We start from the raw sequence: 20,435 nt of genomic DNA on the forward strand, positions 1-20,435 counted from the left end.
CCTCTCATGTTACAACAATGAATACGAAAGTTTACGCGCAGGGAGTGGGAAAAAGCATGGACAACAGTTCCCTTGCCCCCAGGGAAGAGGAAGAGAAGCGGCTGCTGACCGTGTTGGAGCAGGTCGGAAGGCGGATGCGCAAGGAGCTTGCCGTACTCGGGGAGAGACGGGGCGACGTCGTCGGCATCCGGCAGGAGTTCTGGGAGGACGTGCGGATGAACTTCTCGGATTCTTCCGAGGTCGCCGAGACGTGGACCAGCATCGTGCAGCAGGCCGAGGTGCTGGCCGAGCGGGAGCGCAGCCACCGCGTCGCCTCCGAGGCGGTGGAGCGGTTGACGAAGCAGTTCGATTCTCCGTATTTCGCGCGCATCGATTTCACCGAGCGCGGAGGCGGGACGGAGGTCGTCTATATCGGCCGCGCGTCCCTGATCGGCGAGGACGGGGAAACGTTCTACGTGTACGACTGGCGCGCCCCGGTATCCAGCCTGTTCTACGATCACGAGCCGGGGCCGGCCGCCTATCGCGTGCCGGACGGGCAGATCGAGGGCGAGCTCGAGCTGAAGCGCCAGTTCGTCATTCGCGGCGGCCTGATGAAGCATATGTTCGACACGTCGGAGACGGTCGGCGACGAGATTCTGCAGGCGGTGCTGTCCGAGGGCTCGGATACGGCGATGAAGAGCATCGTGGCCACGATCCAGAAGGAGCAGAACGGCATTATCCGCGACGAGAGACATAAGCTGCTTGTCGTGCAGGGCGCTGCGGGAAGCGGCAAGACGTCCGCCGCCCTGCAGCGGATCGCCTATTTGCTGTACCGGTTCCGGGAGACGCTGACGCCGGACCAGATCATTTTGTTTTCCCCGAATCCCGTATTCAAAGGATATATTTCTCATGTGCTGCCCGACTTGGGAGAGGCGAATATGCGTCAGATGACGTTCCGCGAGCTGATCGAGGCCCGGCTGGGCCGCCGCTTCGAGGTCGAGGATCTGTTCTCCCAGACGGAGGCGTTGGCCGAATTGGAAGGAACCGCCGAAGGGGAAGCGCGCGAGCGGGCGGTGAAGTACAAGGGCTCGGAGCATTTTTTCATTACGGTGGAAAATTATTTGAAGCGGCTGGAGCGGGAAGGAATCCAGTTCCGCACGCTGCGGTTCCGGGATATGACGATCGCCTCGTCCGAGGAGATCGCCGCGCAGTTCTATGCCGTGGAAGCGTCGGACGGCTTCGCCACGCGCGCCGCGACGACGAAGCGCTGGCTGCTGCAGCGGCTGAAGGCGTGGGTGGAATCGCAGATGGGCGAGAAATGGCTGGAGGAAGCGGCCGAACTGGTCGATCAGGAGGATATCCAGCGCGCGTACGTCGACGTTCGGCGCAGCGGCGGCTTCCACGACGAGGTGTTCGACGACGAGGAGCAGATGAGTCTGCGCTTGAAGCGGCAGGTGGCCGAGGAGGCGATCGCGCCGATCGCCAAGGCGGTGCGTTCCTACCGGTTCATCGATGCCGTCTCGACTTACACGGTGCTGTTCGAGAGCCGCCCGACGTTCGCTTCCTGCGCCCCTGACGGCCTTCTGCCGCAGGGCTGGGACTGGATGAGCCTGCGCGCCGAAGAGACGATCGGGCGCAAGCGGATCGACCATGAGGACGCGACGCCGCTCATGTATTTGTCGGAAGCGCTGGAAGGTTTCCGTCGCGTCGAGGGCGACATTCAGCACGTCTTCGTCGACGAAGCCCAGGATTACTCCCCGTTCCAGGCGGCATTCCTGCGCCGCCGGTATCCGCGGGCGCGGATGACCGTGCTCGGCGATTTTAATCAGGCGATCTACGTGCAGTCGCAGGACAGCGGCGGCTTCGGCGGCTGGACGCGGCTGATGGCTCCCGAGGCGACGTCCGTGCTGCGGCTGACGACGAGCTATCGTTCGACCGAGCAGATCGTCGACTTTACGAAAGGCATTCTGGCGCCCGGGGACGCGGCGAACATTTCGCCCTTCCATCGCAGCGGCGAGCCGCCGCGGCTGATCTCCTGCGCCGATCCCGGCGCGCTCGGGGAGCGGGCGGCGGCCGACATTGCCGAGCTGCTGGCGCGCGGCCACGGGACGATCGGCGTCATCGCGAAGACGGCGAGCGAAGCGGCCGACGCCGAGGCGCTGCTCAAAGAGCTGCTGGCGGACGACGTGCCGCTGACGCTGGTGACGGGAGGCTCGGCCGAGCTGCCGAAGGGCGTGTCGGTGCTGTCTTCCTATCTGGCCAAAGGCATCGAGTTCGACGCCGTGCTGGTGTGGGACGCTTCCGCGAAGCGCTACGGCCGGGAGAAGGACCGCAAGCTGCTCTATACCGTATGTACGAGAGCTTTGCATGTGCTGCATGTTTATTGGACGGGCGAGCCTTCTCCATGGCTCCCCGAAACGGAGGGAGAACGATGAATCCAGCCGCATTGGACGCACTGAAAACCTATTACGGCTACGACCAATTCCGCGCCGGGCAGGAAAGGCTGATCGAGGCGATTCTGGACGGCCGCGACGTGCTCGGCATTATGCCGACGGGAGCGGGCAAGTCGATCTGCTACCAGATACCGGCTCTGTTGATGGACGGCGTAACCCTCGTCGTCTCTCCGCTGATCTCGCTGATGAAGGATCAGGTGGACTCGCTGAACGCGGCGGGCATCGAGGCGACGTATATCAACAGCTCTCTCTCCGCGCGCGAGACGAGCGAGAGAATGCGAGATGTGGCCGCGGGCCACTATAAGCTGCTTTATATCGCGCCAGAGCGGCTCGAATCGGAGCAATTCCGCGCGCTGATCCGCCGTCTCGAAGTGCCGCTGATCGCGGTGGACGAGGCGCACTGCGTCTCGCAGTGGGGACACGATTTCCGGCCGAGCTATATGACAATCGTCCGGCTACTGCAGGATATCGAATCGCGCCCGGTGATGGCCGCGTTCACGGCGACGGCGACGGACGTCGTGAAGGACGATATTGTGGACCGGCTGAAGCTGCGCGATCCGGCGCGGGTAACGACCGGCTACGCGCGCAGCAATCTCGCGATGTCGGTCGTCCGGGGCGCGGACAAAAGAGATTTCGTGGAAAGATATATTCGAGAGCATTCGGATCAAGCGGGCATCATCTACGCTTCCACGCGCCGCGAGGTGGAGAGCGTCTATTCTTTCGTGCGCGGCCTTGGCGTTCCCGTCGGAAAATATCACGCGGGCCTAAGCGAGGAGGAGCGGGCCGAGACGCAGGAGGCGTTCCAGCGGGACGATCTGCAGATCATCGTCGCCACGAACGCCTTCGGCATGGGCATCGACAAGTCCAACGTGCGATACGTCATCCATAACAATATGCCGAAAAATCTCGAAGCCTATTACCAGGAAGCCGGCCGTGCCGGAAGGGACGGCGATCCCGGGGAATGCGTGCTGCTGTTCTCGGCGCAGGACGTCGTGACGCAGAAGTTTTTCATCGAGCAGAGCGAAGCCGACGAGGAGCGCAAGCGCAACGATTACCGGCTGCTCAACGACATGGTCCAGTATGCGCATACGGGCGACTGTCTGCAGCTTGCGATCGTGCGCTACTTCGGCGAGGAGAACGGACAAGCCTGCGGCACGTGCGGCAACTGCACGGATACGCGCGAGAGCAAGGACGTGACCGACGAGGCCAAGTTTATTTTCGCCTGCATCTCCGAGATGAAGCAGCGCTTCGGCGTGACGATGACGGCGAAGGTGCTGCGGGGCGCGAACGACGCGAAAATCAAACAGTTCAACTTCGATCGGCTGCGGTCCTACGGCCGTCTGAAGCAGATGGCCGAGAAGCCGCTCGTGCAGCTGATCCACGCGCTTGTGGCCGACGGTTACCTGCGCATGTCGGACACGGCTTATCCCGTTGTCCAGCTGATGGAGCCGGTGCTCGCGGTCATGCGCGGCGAAGAGCGCGTTTATCAGAAGGTGGAGCCGGATACGCCTCCGACGTCGCGCAGCCGCTCGCGCGGAAGCGGGTCGTCCGCGCCGGTCGCCAACGTCGAGCTGTTCAACGCGCTGCGCCAGCTGCGCAAGCGGATCGCCGACGGCGAAGGGCTGCCGCCGTTCGTCATCTTCCACGACGCGACGCTGCGGGAGATGTGCGAGGCGATGCCGGAGACCGAACGCGAGATGCGCAGCGTCAAAGGCGTCGGCGCCGCCAAGTACGAGAAGTATGGACAGGCGTTCCTGGAGCTGATTCGGGAGTACGCCTGATTCTTCGAGGAACGTGGAACGAGAGGCGATTCGAAGGCCGAGAAAAGGCCTTCGGACCCGTTCGCTCGGGCTGCAGGAAAGCCGAGCCGAAGGCCGGGAAAGGGCCTTGGCCCGGTTCCGCTCCGGCAACGGGAGCCGAAAGCCGCTAACGCGCTTTCGAGCGCCCCGGATGGCCTGCCGCCGACGCTTCATTCCCGTATCCCCTGTCTTACTTCGCAGCACTTCCGCAAGCTCCGCTATCGCTTTTCTCCCCCTCGTTCTCCGCGCACAAAGTAAAAATATTTTCAATTCAGTCAGAATCCTCGCTTATTCGGCCCGCCCCGTCTTCTGTAAGATAAGCACAGAAACCGTGAAGATGGGGTGCATGCGATGGCCAACTCGCCTAAAGTCAATAAACGAAGCGCTAGAGCGCTGCGCGAAACCGCGGCCGGATACGTATTCGTCGGGCCGATGTTTCTCGGCTTGCTCGTATTTACGATTTTCCCGACGATCGTGTCGGCGATTCTGAGCTTCTCGGAATGGAGCTTTATCTCCGGCCTCGACAAGATCAAATTCGTCGGCTTCGCGAATTACGCCAAGCTGTTGGACGACGACGTGTTCCTGCTGTCGATGAAGAACAATCTTGCGCTGCTGCTCGCCGTTCCGATCCAGATCGTCGTCTCCCTGCTGATCGCGGTCATCGTCGATCGGCTCGTCTACTTCAAGAGCCTGTTCAAAGTCGTTTTCTTCCTTCCGTACATCTCGAGCATCGTCGCGGTGGCGATCGTGTTCCAGCTGCTGTTTCATCCGTCCTACGGGCCGATCAACAGCTTCCTGACGGCGATCGGCGTTGCCAACCCGCCGAAATGGCTGGCCGACATCCATTACGCGCTGCCATCGGTCATGATCATCCTCGTCTGGGTCGGCATCGGCTTCTGCCTGATCGTCTACCTGGCGGCGCTGCAGTCGATTCCGCGGGACCTGTACGAATCGGCCGACATCGACGGCGCGGGCGCGTGGACGAGATTCAGCCGAATTACGTTTCCGCTCGTATCGCCGACGACCTTTTTCCTGCTCGTCACCGGTCTGATCAGCTCGTTCAAGTCGTTCGACATCATCAAGGTGCTGACCGAAGGGCGGCCGGCCAATTCGACGTCGGTCATTACCTACTACTTGTATACGACGGCGTTCGAGAGCCTGAAGACGGGCTATGCGTCCTCCATCGCCTGGCTGCTGTTCGGATGCGTGCTGCTGATTACGCTCGTGCAGCTGTACGGGCAGAAAAAATGGGTCAACTACTAGACCGGATCGAGGTGACTTATGCGCTATAAAAATACGGTTGGCAGAGCGGTCGCGACCGTCCTGATGCTCATTGCCGGAATCGCCTTCGTGCTGCCGTTCGCCTGGATGATCTCCGCTTCGATCAAGCCGGAAATCGACGTGTTCAAATATCCGATCGAATGGCTTCCCAAGCAGTGGATGGCGTACGACAATTATCGGGAAGTCTGGTTTGGCGAATATCCCTTTGTCACTTATTATTGGAATACGATCAAAGTTACCGTACTGACGACCGCCGTGTCCGTCGGCGTGTCGTGCATGGCGGCGTACGGCTTCTCGCATGTCGACTTCGCGGGACGGAATGCGCTGTTCGTCGTCGTGCTGATGACCTTCATGATTCCGAGCGCCTCCATTCTCGTGCCGCAATTTATGATTTTCAGATGGCTGAACCTGTTCGATACGCATCTGGGACTCATTCTGCTGGGGTCGTTCAGCGCGTTGGGGACGTTTATGATGCGGCAGTTTTTCCTTGGCATCCACAAGGATTACCTGGACGCGGGTCGAATGGACGGAGCCGGACACGCCCGCCTGTTCGTCGGCATCGCGATGCCGCTCGTGCGTCCGGCGATTGCGACCTATGCGATTCTGCGGTTCATCTGGACGTGGAACGACTATGCCAACCCGCTTATCTTCCTGCGCAGCGACGCGCTGTCGACGATCCAACTCGGCATCCAGAAGTTCGCTTCCGAGAGCGGCGTCTATTATTCGCTCATTATGGCGGGGACGGTATCGGCGATTTTGCCGTTGATCGCGATTTTCGTCATCGGCCAGAAGCAGGTAATCGAGGGGATCTCGCTGGGCGGGGTAAAAGGGTAAAAAAATTTCGCAACAGGTAAAAAATGTGACTCCGACGCTCTCTATTTACATGATAAAGTTAAAAATGTAATTTTAAGTGCTTACATTATACGGGAGGGCGTACACATGACAAAAAAATGGCTATCGGCCGCCGCCGCCGCGGCGCTGGCGACCGGTTTGCTCGCCGGCTGCTCCGGCGGGCAGGAGAGCAATTCCGGAGCTTCCCCGAATGCGTCCGGCAGTCCGTCCGCAAGCGGTTCCGCTCCGGTCGGAGAACCGGTCACGATCAAGTTTCTCGGCTGGGAGAAGCCGGCGGTGTTTCAGCCGGCCATAGACGACTTCCAGCAGAAAAATCCCGACATCAAGGTCGAGTACGTGCCCCTCGTCGAGAACGATTCCGTCGAATCGATGAAGCGGATGGACGTCATGTACGCGTCGGGCGAAGCATTCGACGTATTCACGCTCAGCTCCGCGACCGCGTTCGCGCAGCGCGCCGCCAGCGGCATGCTGGAGCCGCTCGACGAGTATCTGGCGAACGAAGGCATCGCCTACGAGGACGAGTACAAGGCCGAGCAGCAGAAGATCGACGGCAAGCGCTACTCGCTGCCGGGGAAATTCGGTCCGTGGTTCATTCTCCTGAACAAGAACAAGCTGGACGAGGCGAACTTGCCCGTACCGACAAGCTGGACCTGGGACGACTTCCGCGATTACGCCAAGAAGCTGACGCAGGGCGAAGGACCGGCCAAGGTGTATGGCGCGCATTTTCACGAATGGAAGGACTACTTCCTGCTGAACCTGTACAGCGAGTCGCAGGATCAAGGCATTATGAAGGATGACGGTCTGACGCTGAACGCCGACAATCCGTTCATGAGGAAATCGCTCGAGCTGCGCTACGAGATGGAGTACACGGACAAATCGGCTACGCCGTACCAGGATGTCATTACGCAGAAAATTCCGTACCGCGACCAGTTTTTCCAACAGAAGGCGGCGATGATGCCGACCGGCCCGTGGATGGTCGCCGAAGCGGGCGGCACGGACAAAATTCCGGCCACGTTCGTCTCCGCGTTCGCGCCGTGGCCGACGAACGCTCCCGGCGACGAGAGCTATTCCTTCGGAGGAGCCGACCCGCTCGTCCTGTCGTCAAGCTCCAAGCATAAGGAGGAATCCTATCGCTTCCTTCGCTACTTGTCCACGGAAGGGATGGCATTCACGAAGCAGTTCTCGGCCTGGCGGAATTCGGACATCGCCAAGGAAGTCGATCAGATCGTCTCCGCCACGCCGTCTCCGGACATGATCGACAAGGACTCGTTGATTAACGTGCTGAACGTGACGAAGCTGCCGATTCCGCCGGTGACGGTGTCCTACGCCGGCGATTTGGAGAACGCCTACATCGCCGAGGCGGACAAATATATGCTGGGGCAGACCGACATCGACGCGACGATAGCCGGGATCCGGGCCAGCCTGCAAAAAATTATCGATGCAAACCGGTAAGCGGAATTTTATAATGACGAGGAGGATGCCTGCGGGCATCCCCTTTGCCGTTTCCAACGCGGCGCACAGGAGGAAGGGACATGCGGTATCCGCTGCTGGGGTGGAGACAGAAACTGATTTTGACTTCTTTGCTCTGCCTGGTTGTACCATCGGTCATCACGCTCGTGATGCTCGGGCTGTACGCCAAAAACGAATTAAAGGTGAAAGCGGTCGAGAAGGCGGAGCAGGCGCTTGAGGTCGCGGAGCTGTACACGTCCAACATCATGCAGGATATGGTGAACGCGTTCAACTCCATTCAGTATGACAGCGAGACGGTGACCGACCTGCGCGTCGCCTGGAACAAGTACAGGCAAGACGGTACGGGCAGGGTGGACTTTTTCTCGTTCAAGCGCATTTCCGAGAAGCTGGATCGCATCACCTTTTTCGGCGGCCATACCTATGTGACGATTTTGCTCCCGGACGGACTGTATTTCACGAATTATTCCACGTATAACAACGATCTCGGCTTTATGTACGAAGAGCCGTGGATGGCTGAGCTGGCCAAGGGACCGGCGAACGTGACGGAGTGGCTCGGCACGCAGCCGAACTATGTCGGAGCGGACGAAGAGAAATATCCCAGGCTGGTCACGATCATTCGCAAATTCCAGCTGTACAGCAATCGCGACAGCGCGTATATCGTGCTGAGCAAGCCGGAAAACCAGTTCCGGCAAATTTTCGCCAAATACGGCAGGGACCCGGTGCTGATGCTCGTGGACGCGGCGGGCACGGTCGTCTCGCACAGCGATCCCGGGCAGATCGGGCTGGCCGCTCCGCCGCGGACGTCCCCGGACAAGCCCTACGAATTGGTCGACTGGGACGGCTCGGAATATTTGGCGATCCGGCATGACCTCCCGTTCGCCGGCTGGAGCCTGCGCAGCCTGACGCCTTATGAGAACGTCATCAGCAACATCGGCGTCTTGTTCAACCGTTTTTTCGTCGTGCAGCTCGTCTTTTTCCTGCTGTTCTCCCTGCTGCTGCTTTATTTTCTGAACCAGTGGACGAAGCCGGTCATGAAGCTGGCGCGGACGGCGACGAAGGTGGAGAAGGGGTTTCTCGAAGAACGATCGGGCGTGAACGGCCGCCACGAGGTCGGATTTCTGGGACTGGCCTTCGACCGCATGCTCGACCGTATCCAGGACATGATCGTTCGGGTCGAGGAGGAGCAGACCCGCAAGCGGCTGGCCGAGCTGGAGCTGCTGCAGGCGCAGATCAATCCGCATTTTCTGTTCAATACGCTGAATTCCCTGCGCATGCAGGTGATTCTCAAGGGCGAGGAGGAGATCGGCGCGATTATCGGCTCGCTGTCGACGCTGCTCAGAATGACGATCAACCGCAACAACGAGTTTATTCCTCTGCACGAAGAGGTCGAGACGATCGAGCATTACATGCAGCTCATGAACTTCCGCCATCACGAGAAGGTCGCGCTGAAGGTCAATCTCGCTTCCGACACACTGCTGATCGACGTTCCGCGCTTTACGCTGCAGCCGCTCGTCGAGAACGCCTACATTCACGGGCTGCGTCAGAAGCGCGGGACGATCCGGATTACCGCGTGGCGGCAGCCGCCGTATTTGCACATCGAAATTCGGGACGACGGGACGGGTGTGGACGAACATAAAATGGCCGATATTCGCAGCGGCGCTCCGGTGTCCGGCATCGGCCTGAAGAACGTCAAGGAGCGGCTGCACATCCTGTACGGGAATCTGTTCGGCATGGAGATGGACAGCTCTCCCGGAGCCGGAACGACGCTGGCGCTGAGAATTCCGTTAAAGCCGCGGGAGGAGATCAACGATGTATAAAGCGATCCTGGTCGATGACGACGTAGCGGTGCTCGAGTTTCTGAAAAAGCTGATCCCGTGGCAGCGGCTGGGCTTCGAGCTGGCGGGCGAATATACCGATGCGCTGGACGCGATCCGGGCATGGGAAGGACGGTATCCCGAGCTGATCGTGACCGACATCGGCATGCCGGGACTGGACGGATTGAGCTTTATCCGGCTCGTGCAGTCCGAGGAAGCGGGCAGCCGCTTCGTCATACTGAGCTGTCACGACGAGTTCCATTACGCACAGCAGGCCGTCCAGCTCGGCGTTCAGGATTATCTTCTGAAGGAGACGCTGACGCCGGGCGGCATATCGGACATCGCGGCACGGGTGAAAGCCCGGCTCGACGAGGATCGCCGTCTGAAGACCGAGGTCGACCGGCTGCAAAGCCAGGCGAACCGAAGCCAGTCGGCGGACAAGGAGAAGTGGCTGCGCGATCTGCTCGCCTCGCCGTACGCGGACGATTCGACGGTGCTGTCCCGGCTCGGGGAGTACGGACTAAGCGCGGAGCCGGGGCATTTCCTCCCGGTGTTGTTCCGGGCGCACCGCTACCGCGATGCGCTCGGCCGTTACCGGCAGGAGGAGGCGGTCAAGTTCATCGTGGAGAACGCCGCCGAAGAGCTGCTCGGCGAGGAGCGGGATGTGCTGTTCCTCGGTTTCTCCGGGCAATCATTTTTCCTGCTGCACGCCTTCAGGAAGGATCTGGCACGCAATCCTTACGACGAAGCGGCGGCTGTCGCGGACAGGCTGCGGCAAGCGTTCGCCCGGGTGCTCAAGTTGGAATACTCCGTCGTCATCGGCGAGGAGGCATGCGGAGGAGCGGCCGTCAAGCGCCGCCTGGCGGAGCTGGCGGAAGCGGGCGAGCGTCTGTTCTATTCCGACGGCGCCGTCGTCGCGAAGGCGGCCGAACGGCTCGGGGAGTTCAATCGGGAAGATCCGTTCCTCTACCATTTCGAATACGCGGAGCGGTTTAACCGGCTGCTGCTGGAAGCGACCGGAGATACCGGGCCGGCGGCGGACGCATTCGCGGCTTTCCTGGCGGAGAAGCGGTTTCAGCCTTCGAACGTTAAGCAGCTCGTATGGAAGCTGGCGCTGGACATGCTGCTCAAGCTGAAGCTCGGCATGGCCTACGACAAGGAGAAGGTGCAGCAGGACATCGGGCAGATTACGCATATCGGCGAGCTGCGGGACTGGCTGGCGGATTTTTTGCGGGAAGCGGTCGGCGAAGCGGAACGAATCGCCAAAAAAAGCAAAAAAACCGAGATTGTCGACGCCCAGAACTACGTGCGGCTGCATCTCGGCAGGAAGATTACGCTGGAAGAGGCGGCGGAACATCTTCATCTGAACCCGAGCTATTTCAGCCGGCTGTTCAAGAAGGAGACAGGAGAAAATTTCATCGAATTCGTCAACCGCTCGAAAATGGAAAAGGCGAAGGAACTGCTGGGCGGCGGATCGGGCAAAACGGTGGAGGAAACGGCGATCGCGCTCGGCTACGACAACAAGAGCTATTTCGTCAAGCTGTTCAAGCAGCATTTCGGCAGTTCGCCCGGACGGTTCCTCTAGGCAAGAGGCGCCGTCCCGGACGTTGGGCCATCAGGCGTACTTGATCTCGACCGGAACCAGGTTCGCCTGCTTCGGACTCCACTTCGGCACGCCGTATTTCGTCATATAGCCGAGCGTGTTCAGGTGCGGCTCCACGCTTTTCTCCTCGTTCATTTTCTCCAGCAGCTTCCAGCAGGCGATAATATCGTTGAGCGACCGGTGCGCGCCTTCCAGGACGATGCCGTAGCGATCGCACATGTCTTTCAGGTTATGAGGGTATGTATGCCGGTCGCGGGCAATCGTCAGCGTATCGAGAAAATCGTTGTTGAACGACCGCTTCGCGAAGCGCATCAGCGCGTGATGCAGAAAGCCGAGGTCGAACAACGCGTTATGGGCGACGATAATGCTGTCCCCGATAATCCGGTTCAGGATGCGAAAGGAAGTCTCCTCGTCCATCCCGTGGACGAGATCGGCGGACGTAAGGCCCGTGATCTCGGTAATTTTCGGCGCCAGCGTGCCTTCGAAGCGGACCAGCGTCTGGAATTGACTGACGATCTCCCCGCCGTAGCAGCGAATGGCGGCGATCTCGATGACGCGGTCGCGCGCCGGGTCCAGCCCGCTCGTCTCGAAATCGAGCACGGTGATATTGTCCAGTTTCACTGAATTTCCTCCCCGCGAATGCGAATAAGCTCGTATAATGGCGAATATCGGATGATACTGTCACCCCTACATTACCATAATTCGCCTGCCTATTTCTAATCCGAACAGGCTAAAGGCGTATCCGGAACAACATCCGGGCGCAGAAAAAAGACCGCTGAAGGCGTGATTAACCCTTCTGCGGTCCGTTTTGTATGCTTGCGAGAATACGAGGCTGCCAATCGGCGGTTCAGCCCAGCGCTTGATTAATGCTTTGCGGTATCGATAGCTTCGTCGCTCTCGTTGGACATTTTCGTCAACTCGAACACCTTAAACAGCAGGCTGAAGACAATAGCGACGACAGTGGCGAGCGCCATGCCGGTCAGTTCAAAGTCTCCCGACTTGATCTTAAGCCCGCTGAGGCCGACGACGAGTACGATCGTGGTCAGGAACAGATTGGTCGGCTTGCTGTAATCGACCTTCGATTCGACGAGCATCCGCAATCCGGACGCCGCGATGATCCCGAACAGCAGCAGCGAGATGCCGCCCATGACCGCTACCGGAATGTGGGCGACCAGAGACGAGAATTTGCCGAGGAAGCTAAGCAGGATGGCAATGACAGCAGCCCCTCCGATAACGAACGTCGAGTAAACGCGCGTCATCGCGAGTACGCCGATATTTTCACCGTAGGTGGTGTTCGGCGTCGCTCCCACAAATCCGGACAGCATCGTCGAGAGTCCGTTGCCGAGCATCGAGCGGTGCAGGCCGGGGTCCTTGGACAAATCCTTGTTTACGATGTTGCCGGTGACGATCAAGTGTCCGACGTGCTCCACGACGACCACAAGCGCCGCCGGCACGATGGTCAGTATGGCCGTCCAACGAAACACGGGAGTCGTGAACGTCGGAGAATCAAGCCAGCTCGCCTCGTTCAGGAATCCAAATTGGATCGCGCCCATCAAATATGCCAATACGTAGCCGAAGACGATGCCAATCAGAATCGGGATGATGCGCATGAAGCCGCGGAACAGCACATTGCCCAGAATGGTCACCAGCATGGTCGCGACCGAGATAATGACGGTATTCGCGTCCATGGTCCATTCGGTCTCGCCGGCCGGGGCGATCCAGCCGGCCATGCGAGCGGCGACCGGTATGAGCTCGAGGCCGATAACGGCGACGATCGCGCCCATGGCCGCGGGCGGGAACACGACGTTGATCCAGCCGGTTCCGGCGAATTGGATCACGATGGCGATCACCGTGAATATGAGGCCCGCGGCGATAAATCCGCCCAACGCAGCCGCATAGCCGTCGCCTCCGGAGGCGTACATGCCGATAACGGCGCCCGCCGGGGAGATGAAGGCGAAGCTGGAGCCAAGATAGGCGGGGATTTTGCCCTGACAGATCCATAAATACAGCAGCGTTCCGATGCCGTTCATCAGCAGACAGATCGCCGGATCCACGCCGAGCAGATTCGGAACCAGCACCGTGGAGCCGAACATTGCAAACAGATGCTGCAGGCTTAACGTAACGCTTTGGCCGAGCGGGGGCCGCTCATGAACCCCGATTTCTCGTCTCATAATGTCTTTTCCTCCAAAATTGTCGACTGGTGTCAAGCGAGATTTTCCTTGTTGATTCTACATACAACTCGGTTCGTTTGACAAGCGTTTTCTTTAGGACGGATCAAGTTTCGCTTAACCCCCCTCAACGAGCCTCCGCCGGTACGCGGATTTCTGCTATACCTCTGCTATGTATGAACTATGAAACCCCTTGATTTTCGCGCTGCCCAAATCGTCGGAGCTTCCCCGCGGACTGAAGCTTTTTTCCTCGCTTTTCCGGGTATCCCCTCTACTCAGGTATTCCCACTTTGTGTGGGCTATCCCCTTCCGTCAGTATGTGCCGGTTCTCGGCATTCCCCCTCGTTTTGCGCCTCTTTTCCCGGTATCCCGTCTACTCAGGTTTTCCCATCGGTACAGGCTATCCCTTTTCGTCAGGGTCAGGCTGGCCTTCTTTCTTTTGCGAGATCGGTATTATCGTTTATTCTCCATTTTGTCGGTATCCCGTTGGCTGAGATAGTTGATCAGCTTATATTGTTGGAAGGGTTATCCCGTTGGGTCAGTTGATGAGCCTCTCAGCACTTTTTAGAATTTCTCCTCGATTCGCCCCTATTGCGTAGTACAAGTTGATTTTGGTTGAAATTCCGATCTGTTAGAGCAAGGAAAGCTGCTTGTAAGGCACGAAGAAGGAAGGATCAGATCAGCCCAATTGCTGAGATGGTTGCCGAGAGGCTCGGATCAGTCTGGTGGATCGTAAGCGGCTTGCGGATTTAGTGAGTTCAGGGTAGGTAATTCTAGAAGAATGGATACAATCTGTGAGTAATTGGATGTAAAGTGAGGAGCGATTGCGATTGTAATAATAGCAAAATTGATCAAGATAAGCCTGCAGGTGCTTAGGGCCGATGCCTAGGAACGTTCTGCCGATCCACCATGTCACGTCATAACCCATCCAGGCCAGTTTTTTATTCATAGTAGGTCCGTATCTTCGCGTTATGATCGCGTTTTTCGCATCGTTGGGGTTGACATGATTACGAATGAACGGCGCCGTATCCGGGCAATCGTACTTGTCTTTTAACGGAATTTTCGATTGAAGTTTAATAATGATCGGGCCGAGAGTACCGTCATCCGCTTCCGAGGCGCCGACGAGTAAAGGCTGTTCCTGTGTATGCCAGTCAAAGGAAGGGGTCAAACGTTTGCAGTAAATCGTATCCGAAACGCGGACAACTCCAGACAGCAGCCGGTTCGACTCTTTGGAGGTCATAGCATGACGGAGTTTGTGACAAATGAGCCAAGCCGTTTTGTAGGTGACATGGATAGCTTCGGAGAGCTGGCGAGCATTAACGCAGCGGGGCTGGGCATGCAGAAAAATGGCCTGAAACCAACGATGGATCGGCGTTCGGCTCCCTTCCATAACGGTGCCTGCGATCAAAGAAGTTTGGGTATGACAGGAGCGACATTCGTAGAGCGGAATACGGCGTGTGGTTATGCGATAAGCATGCGGGTGATGGCAGCGCGGACAACGAAAACCGTCGGGCCACTTCAACTCGAACAAAAGAGGGAAACAATCCGCTTCCACCTTAAACATGGAACAAAATTTTTGAAACTTCTCCGCCGCTTCTTTAAGACTCATACAAATCCCCTTTCTGCCAGAAGAGAACTTATGTTCTTATTTCTTTTATTTTACCAAACATTTGTTCCTATTTAAAGCTTTTTTTGAAGTTTATTTTCTTTTTTTTCAACTGATTTAAGGGGATAGCGGCAAAAGTGGCGGGAGACGGAAGGGGACAGAGAATGGGAACTGACTGGAGGGGATAGCGACAAAAGAGGCGGGAGACGGAACGGGGAAGAGAATGGGAACTGACCGAAAGGGATAGCGGCAAAAGAGGCGGAAGACGGAGGGGGAGACAATGTGGACTGACCGAAAGGGATAGCGGCAAAAGAGGCGGAAGACGGAAGGGGACAGAGAATGGGAACTGACTGAAGGGGATAGCGGCAAAAGAGGCGGGAGACGGAAGGGGACAGAGAATGGGAACTGACTGAAGGGGACAGCGGCAAAAGGGGGAGCAGAAGGAAATATTGACAGGAGCGGGACCCAATGATACATTTGCTACTGCTCTTTCGTCTTCCCTTGGCTATAATAGAGGAAAGAGCCGAAATTACGAGGGGGACCATCTTTGAAGCACAAGGTTACGATCAACAAACAAGAAATCGCGGTCACGTTCACCAGTTATTACGATACCGAGCTGAGCGAATTTCTATTTAAACAAGTGATGTGCGATGTGTATATGCCGGGCAACGAAGTCGTGCCGATCGACGCGGAGAAGGAGCAGATCCGGCGCATCGTGGAAGGCTTCAAGAAGCGCAAGGAGCTGTACGACGAAATTCCCAAGGAGAAAATCAAGGGCAAGGAATACTACGTCATCAATACGAAAATGCGTTACGAGCTGGATTGGTTAAAAGGGAGAAAACAGGAGCGCCCGATGTCGCTGGCCGAGCACGAGAAGCTGAAGGCGGAAGCGGCGCGCGGCATCAAGCCGGCTCCGAAGCCGGCCGAGGAAGAACCGGAGGAAGCGGCCCCGGCGAAGCGGGAGCCTGCCGCGCCGGAGTATAAGGATGCCAGACGGAAGTTTCTGCTTGCCCAAGGATTCAAGCCTAACCTGGCGACGAACAATTGGGAGGTCAAGGACATTCGTTTTCCGGACGCCAAGATCGACAAGGCGGTTTCCGACGAAGAGTTCGAGCAGGGCATAAAACGGCTGCTCGAGGCCTCCTATCAGAACCATCTGAAGCGTCGTGCCTCCGCCGCTCGCAAGCCGGAGCCCCGCTCCTAAATGTGCATAAGCCGTTCGTTCCCTTAACAGGGGGCGGGCGGCTTTTTAACGTTATCGTTCGGCGCGCCGCTGGCCAAAATCGGATTCAGCATGTATTGGGAAAATAGGATGGAACGGTCGTCTCCGCGAGGGGAGGTTGAACGAGAAACCGTTAAATACGGCGGGGAGCGTTGCCGGAACGGGCTGCTTCCCTGGCTTCCTGGGCTTTGATCAGTCTGTACTCTCCCGGAACGACTCCGTACGCACGGCGGAACTCGCGGGTGAAGTAGGTCGGCTCCATGCCGACGTGACGAGCGATCTGGCCGATGGACAGGCTCTCGTTCGTCTCCAGCAGCAGCTGCCCGGCGGTCAGCCGGACGAGGCGCAAATACTGCAGCGGCGTCGTCTGGAACGTCTGCAGGAACAGGCGCGTCAGCTGCTTCTGCGAATAGCCGACTTGCTCCGCGAGATGGGCGATGCTGATGTCCCGGTGCATGTAGTCCTGCAGGAATTTCGCCGCCTTGAGCACGGTCGAGGAGCGCGACGTTTCGGGAGCCGGACGCAGCAGCGCGGCCGGGTTCAAGTCGCCGGAGGACTGCTTGCGCAGCTCGGTCAGCAGGGAGAATAGCAGCTCCGAGGCCGTCCACGTATCGTAGTCGGCGCCCGAATGGTTCCAGATGCGCTCGACCAATTCGAGCAGACGGGCCGCGGAGCGGACGGGAATGACGGAGGGAGCGTCGCCGAGTCCCCACGAAGCCCGGGCGATCGCCGAGCCGTGGAACGATACGAAGGCGACCAGCCAATCTCCGTCGGCGACGGGCACGTATTCGTTCGGAAATCCGCCGGGAATGTACAGTACCGTGTTCTCTTCGATGATGTCCCATTTGTTCTGACCGAGCAGATGCACCCGTCCTTTGCCCGACGCCGTGATCAGCAGCTGGTGGGCAGAAAAACCCTCCAGTCGGCTAATTGCGCTTTGCTGCTCCATCCCGACCGTGTAAACGGTAAAAGGAACCACGTGCTCCTCCGACGACAGATTGGAACGCAACGTCAGCTTCAACCGTATCTCCTCCTCTCGAGAATGTCCATTTTGTACGAGGATGTGTCCCTTCCGGAAGTTGTCTGACTCAGTATAGCACACTCTATAATGGTACTGAGCAAGCTATTGAATTCCTCGAGAGGATGATTGTTCAAATGATCTCAGTGGCAAAATATTGGGAGGACCCCTCCATTCTTCAAGTCAACCGCGAGCCGGCCAGAGCGCATTACGTTCCTTACGCCGATCGGGACGCCGCGACGGCGGGCAAGCGGGGACGCTCGCCTTTTTACGGCACGCTGAACGGAAGCTGGAAATTCCGCTACTACGACAGCGTTCAGGAGGTTCCGGAAAGCTTTTACGAAGAAAATGCCGATCGGTCGGGATGGGATGAACTGCTCGTTCCTTCCTGCTGGCAGGTGAACGGCTACGATCAGCTTCATTATACGAATGTCAATTATCCGATTCCATGCGATCCCCCGTACGTGCCGGACCGCAATCCGGCGGGGCTGTACGAGAGAGAGTTCGAGCTTCCGGACGCTTGGGCGGACAAAGAGAAGTATGTTGTATTCGAGGGCGTCAACTCCTGCTTTTACGTCTGGGTGAACGGGAGCTTCGTCGGCTACAGTCAGGGCAGCCGCGTTCCGGCGGAGTTCAAATTGACCGGCCTAAGGGGCGGAAAAAACCGGATCGCCGTTATGGTGCTGAAATGGTGTGACGGAACGTATATCGAGGACCAGGACACCTGGCGGTACTCCGGCATTTTCCGGGACGTCTATTTGCTGGCGAGAGACAAGGCGCATGTACGCGACGTATTCGTGAAGCAGGAGCTGTCCGAGGATTTCGGTTCGGCCGAGCTTTCGCTTGAGGTGGATGCGGTTGGCGCTATTCGGCTGTCCGCCGTCCTGACGGATGCGGAAGGAACGATGATTGCGTCCGCGGAAACGGGCGTTTCGGGCCATGGAACGATCCAACTGACCGTCGAAAAGCCGGAGCTATGGAACGCCGAACGTCCGTATCTGTATCGGTTGTACCTGCAGGCCGGGGAAGAAACGTTTTATTTTCCGCTGGGGTTCCGCAAGGTGGACATTGCGGACGGCGTATTCCGCATTAACGGACAGGCGGTCAAGCTGAAAGGGGTCAACCGTCACGATTCCCATCCTTCGCTGGGCCAGACGATTCCGGTAAACCATATGATCCGCGACTTGAAGCTGATGAAGCGGCATAACGTCAATACGATCCGGACCTCCCACTATCCGAACGATCCGCGGTTTCTCGCTCTGTGCGACGAATTCGGCTTTTACGTCATCGACGAGGCGGACCTGGAGTGCCACGGCATCGGCAGCGGGGATCAGGCGCTCGAAGGCGAATTCCATCGTCTGACGAACGATCCGGCTTGGCGGGACGCGTTCGTGGATCGGGCAGTTCGCATGGTCGAACGGGACAAAAACCATGCCAGCATCGTCATCTGGTCGATGGGCAACGAGTCGGGCTACGGTCCGAACCATATCGCGATGCAGGAGTGGACGAGAAGCCGCGATCGCTCGCGGCCCGTTCATTACGAAGGCGCGGCGCCGCATTACAAAGGAAGCGCGGACACGGAAAGTCTGGACATGGAAAGCCGGATGTACGCTTCTCCGGCCGAGATCGAAGCTTACGCGCAGGATCCGGCCAACCGGAAGCCGATGTTCCTGTGCGAATACAGCCATGCGATGGGCAACGGTCCCGGCGATCTGCACGATTATTGGGAGATCATCTACCGTTATCCGAAGCTGATGGGCGGGTGCGTGTGGGAGTGGACCGATCACGGCATCTCCACCGAGACGCCGGAGGGCGTGCCGTATTTCGCCTACGGCGGCGATTTCGGCGATAAGCCGAACGACGGCAATTTCTGCATCGACGGGCTGGTGACGCCGGACCGGAAGCCGCATACCGGCTTGCTGGAGCTGAAGCAGGTGATCGCGCCCGTTCAGATCGTCAAAGCCGATAGCGAAGAAGGCGGCTACCTGGTTCGCAATCTGTACGACTTTACAGATTTGTCGCGGACGTACGTCCAGTGGAAGCTGGAGGAGGACGGGAAGATCGTTCGCCAGGGCACGATCTGGCAGTTGGACGCCGGGCCGCGGCAGACGCAGCTTGTTAAGCCGGAGCTCGGACCTGACGCCGGGATCGACCGTCTGCTGACGTTCTCGGTGCGTACGAAGGAGGAAACGTCGTGGGCGGAAGCGGGCTACGAGCTGGCCTTTGCGCAATTCGAGCTGGACGCTGCGTCGCGGCAAGGGCAAGCAGCTTCCGCGTCTGTGGCCGTTCCGCCGCTTGGCGCCCGTGTCGCCGGTTCGGAGCTCGTGCTGGAGAACGGGGAGTTCCGCTACGTTTTCGATTTGGCCGGAGGCGCATTCCGCAGCTTGAAGAAGCACGGCGTGGAGATGTTGGCGGCTCCGACGCGTTTTGTCATCTGGAGAGCGCCGACCGACAACGATATGAATGTGAAGAAACAGTGGGCCGAAGAAGGCTACGACCGCGCGGAGACGAAGGTGTACGCGTGCGACTGGCGGCAGACCGACGTAGGAAGCGTCGAGATCGACGTGCGTTTCTCGCTCGGAGGATATATCCGGCGTCCGCTGCTGCACGCGGAAGCGACATGGAAGGTGGACGGCTCCGGACAAATCCGGCTTGCCGTGCAGGCGAACGTACGCGAAGGGCTTCCGTATTTGCCAAGGTTCGGCTTGCAGCTCACGATGCCGCGGGGCAGCGAAGAGGTCGAATACGTCGGCTACGGCCCGCATGAGAGCTACGTCGACAAGCGCCGCAGTGTGAAAAAGGGGCATTATCTGCTGACGGTGGACGATATGTTCGAATCCTACATTCATCCGCAGGAGAACGGGGCCAGAAACGATACCGAATGGGCGATCGTCTCCAACGAACTTGGGATGGGACTTCGCTTCGAAAGCACTCTTCCGTTCTCGTTCGGAGCGTCCCACTATTCGGCGGAGGAGCTGACGAGGGCCACGCACGCGCATCTGCTCAGAAAAAGCGCCGAGACGATCGTTCACCTCGATTACCGGATGAGCGGCGTCGGCTCCAATTCGTGCGGACCGCAGTTGGCCGACAAGTACCGGCTCGACGAACGGGAAATCGCCTTCGATCTGCAGATCAAGCCCGTTTTCAAGGAAGACGAATAACCGCAGAGC

Annotated in this window: 13 protein-coding genes; 9 read left to right on the forward strand and 4 right to left on the reverse strand. The window is 58.5% G+C overall.

Annotated features, from left to right (window positions below; translation table 11 throughout):
• Positions 1-56 precede the first annotated feature (56 nt).
• The 7 genes from helD to ACFFT4_RS28870 all read left to right on the forward strand — a co-directional run bounded on the left by helD (position 57) and on the right by ACFFT4_RS28870 (position 11,233).
• Positions 57-2,414, forward strand: coding sequence for an RNA polymerase recycling motor HelD (gene helD / locus ACFFT4_RS28840; protein WP_378052574.1), 2,358 nt, complete (start codon positions 57-59; stop codon positions 2,412-2,414).
• Positions 2,411-4,213 (forward strand): DNA helicase RecQ, encoded by a 1,803-nt coding sequence (gene recQ / locus ACFFT4_RS28845; protein ID WP_378052576.1) that lies wholly within the window; start codon positions 2,411-2,413, stop codon positions 4,211-4,213. Before helD ends, recQ begins: the two co-directional genes overlap by 4 nt.
• A 369-nt stretch (positions 4,214-4,582) precedes the next feature.
• The gene (locus tag ACFFT4_RS28850; RefSeq protein WP_378052577.1) at positions 4,583-5,494 is read left to right on the forward strand and encodes a carbohydrate ABC transporter permease; all 912 of its coding nucleotides are present in this window, start codon (positions 4,583-4,585) and stop codon (positions 5,492-5,494) included.
• Positions 5,495-5,512: 18 nt separating this feature from the next.
• Complete coding sequence (locus ACFFT4_RS28855) at positions 5,513-6,346, forward strand: carbohydrate ABC transporter permease (RefSeq protein WP_378052579.1); 834 nt, start codon at positions 5,513-5,515, stop codon at positions 6,344-6,346.
• Positions 6,347-6,451: 105 nt separating this feature from the next.
• Positions 6,452-7,816: an ABC transporter substrate-binding protein gene (locus ACFFT4_RS28860; protein WP_378052580.1), complete on the forward strand. Its 1,365-nt coding sequence runs from the start codon at positions 6,452-6,454 to the stop codon at positions 7,814-7,816.
• A gap of 80 nt (positions 7,817-7,896) precedes the next feature.
• Positions 7,897-9,651, forward strand: coding sequence for a cache domain-containing sensor histidine kinase (locus ACFFT4_RS28865; protein ID WP_378052581.1), 1,755 nt, complete (start codon positions 7,897-7,899; stop codon positions 9,649-9,651).
• Positions 9,644-11,233: a helix-turn-helix domain-containing protein gene (locus ACFFT4_RS28870; RefSeq protein ID WP_378052582.1), complete on the forward strand. Its 1,590-nt coding sequence runs from the start codon at positions 9,644-9,646 to the stop codon at positions 11,231-11,233. The genes ACFFT4_RS28865 and ACFFT4_RS28870 overlap by 8 nt, the downstream gene beginning before the upstream one ends.
• Positions 11,234-11,263: 30 nt before the next feature.
• On the opposite strand, the gene ACFFT4_RS28875 is transcribed toward ACFFT4_RS28870, so the two are convergent.
• From ACFFT4_RS28875 to ACFFT4_RS28885, 3 genes are all read right to left on the reverse strand, one after another.
• Positions 11,264-11,872 (reverse strand): 3'-5' exonuclease, encoded by a 609-nt coding sequence (locus ACFFT4_RS28875; RefSeq protein WP_378052583.1) that lies wholly within the window; start codon positions 11,870-11,872, stop codon positions 11,264-11,266.
• Between the two features lie 242 nt (positions 11,873-12,114).
• Positions 12,115-13,422 (reverse strand): uracil permease, encoded by a 1,308-nt coding sequence (gene uraA, locus ACFFT4_RS28880; RefSeq protein WP_378052584.1) that lies wholly within the window; start codon positions 13,420-13,422, stop codon positions 12,115-12,117.
• 676 nt (positions 13,423-14,098) lie between these two features.
• Positions 14,099-15,028 carry a transposase gene (locus ACFFT4_RS28885; RefSeq protein WP_378052585.1) on the reverse strand — a complete coding sequence of 310 codons (930 nt, stop codon included), beginning with the start codon at positions 15,026-15,028 and terminating at the stop codon, positions 14,099-14,101.
• Positions 15,029-15,572: 544 nt separating this feature from the next.
• Between ACFFT4_RS28885 and ACFFT4_RS28890 the strand changes: the two genes are divergently transcribed.
• Entirely contained in the window at positions 15,573-16,229 is a 657-nt protein-coding gene (locus ACFFT4_RS28890) for a hypothetical protein (RefSeq protein WP_378052586.1), read from the forward strand.
• Between the two features lie 151 nt (positions 16,230-16,380).
• Here ACFFT4_RS28890 and ACFFT4_RS28895 read toward each other — a convergent pair whose 3' ends face one another.
• Complete coding sequence (locus ACFFT4_RS28895) at positions 16,381-17,268, reverse strand: AraC family transcriptional regulator (RefSeq protein ID WP_378052587.1); 888 nt, start codon at positions 17,266-17,268, stop codon at positions 16,381-16,383.
• A gap of 134 nt (positions 17,269-17,402) precedes the next feature.
• Between ACFFT4_RS28895 and ACFFT4_RS28900 the strand changes: the two genes are divergently transcribed.
• Complete coding sequence (locus ACFFT4_RS28900; RefSeq protein ID WP_378052588.1) at positions 17,403-20,426, forward strand: glycoside hydrolase family 2 TIM barrel-domain containing protein; 3,024 nt, start codon at positions 17,403-17,405, stop codon at positions 20,424-20,426.
• The last annotated feature ends 9 nt before the right edge of the window (positions 20,427-20,435 follow it).

The sequence above is a fragment of the Cohnella cellulosilytica genome (assembly GCF_042431195.1).
GTDB lineage: Bacteria > Bacillota > Bacilli > Paenibacillales > Paenibacillaceae > Cohnella > Cohnella cellulosilytica.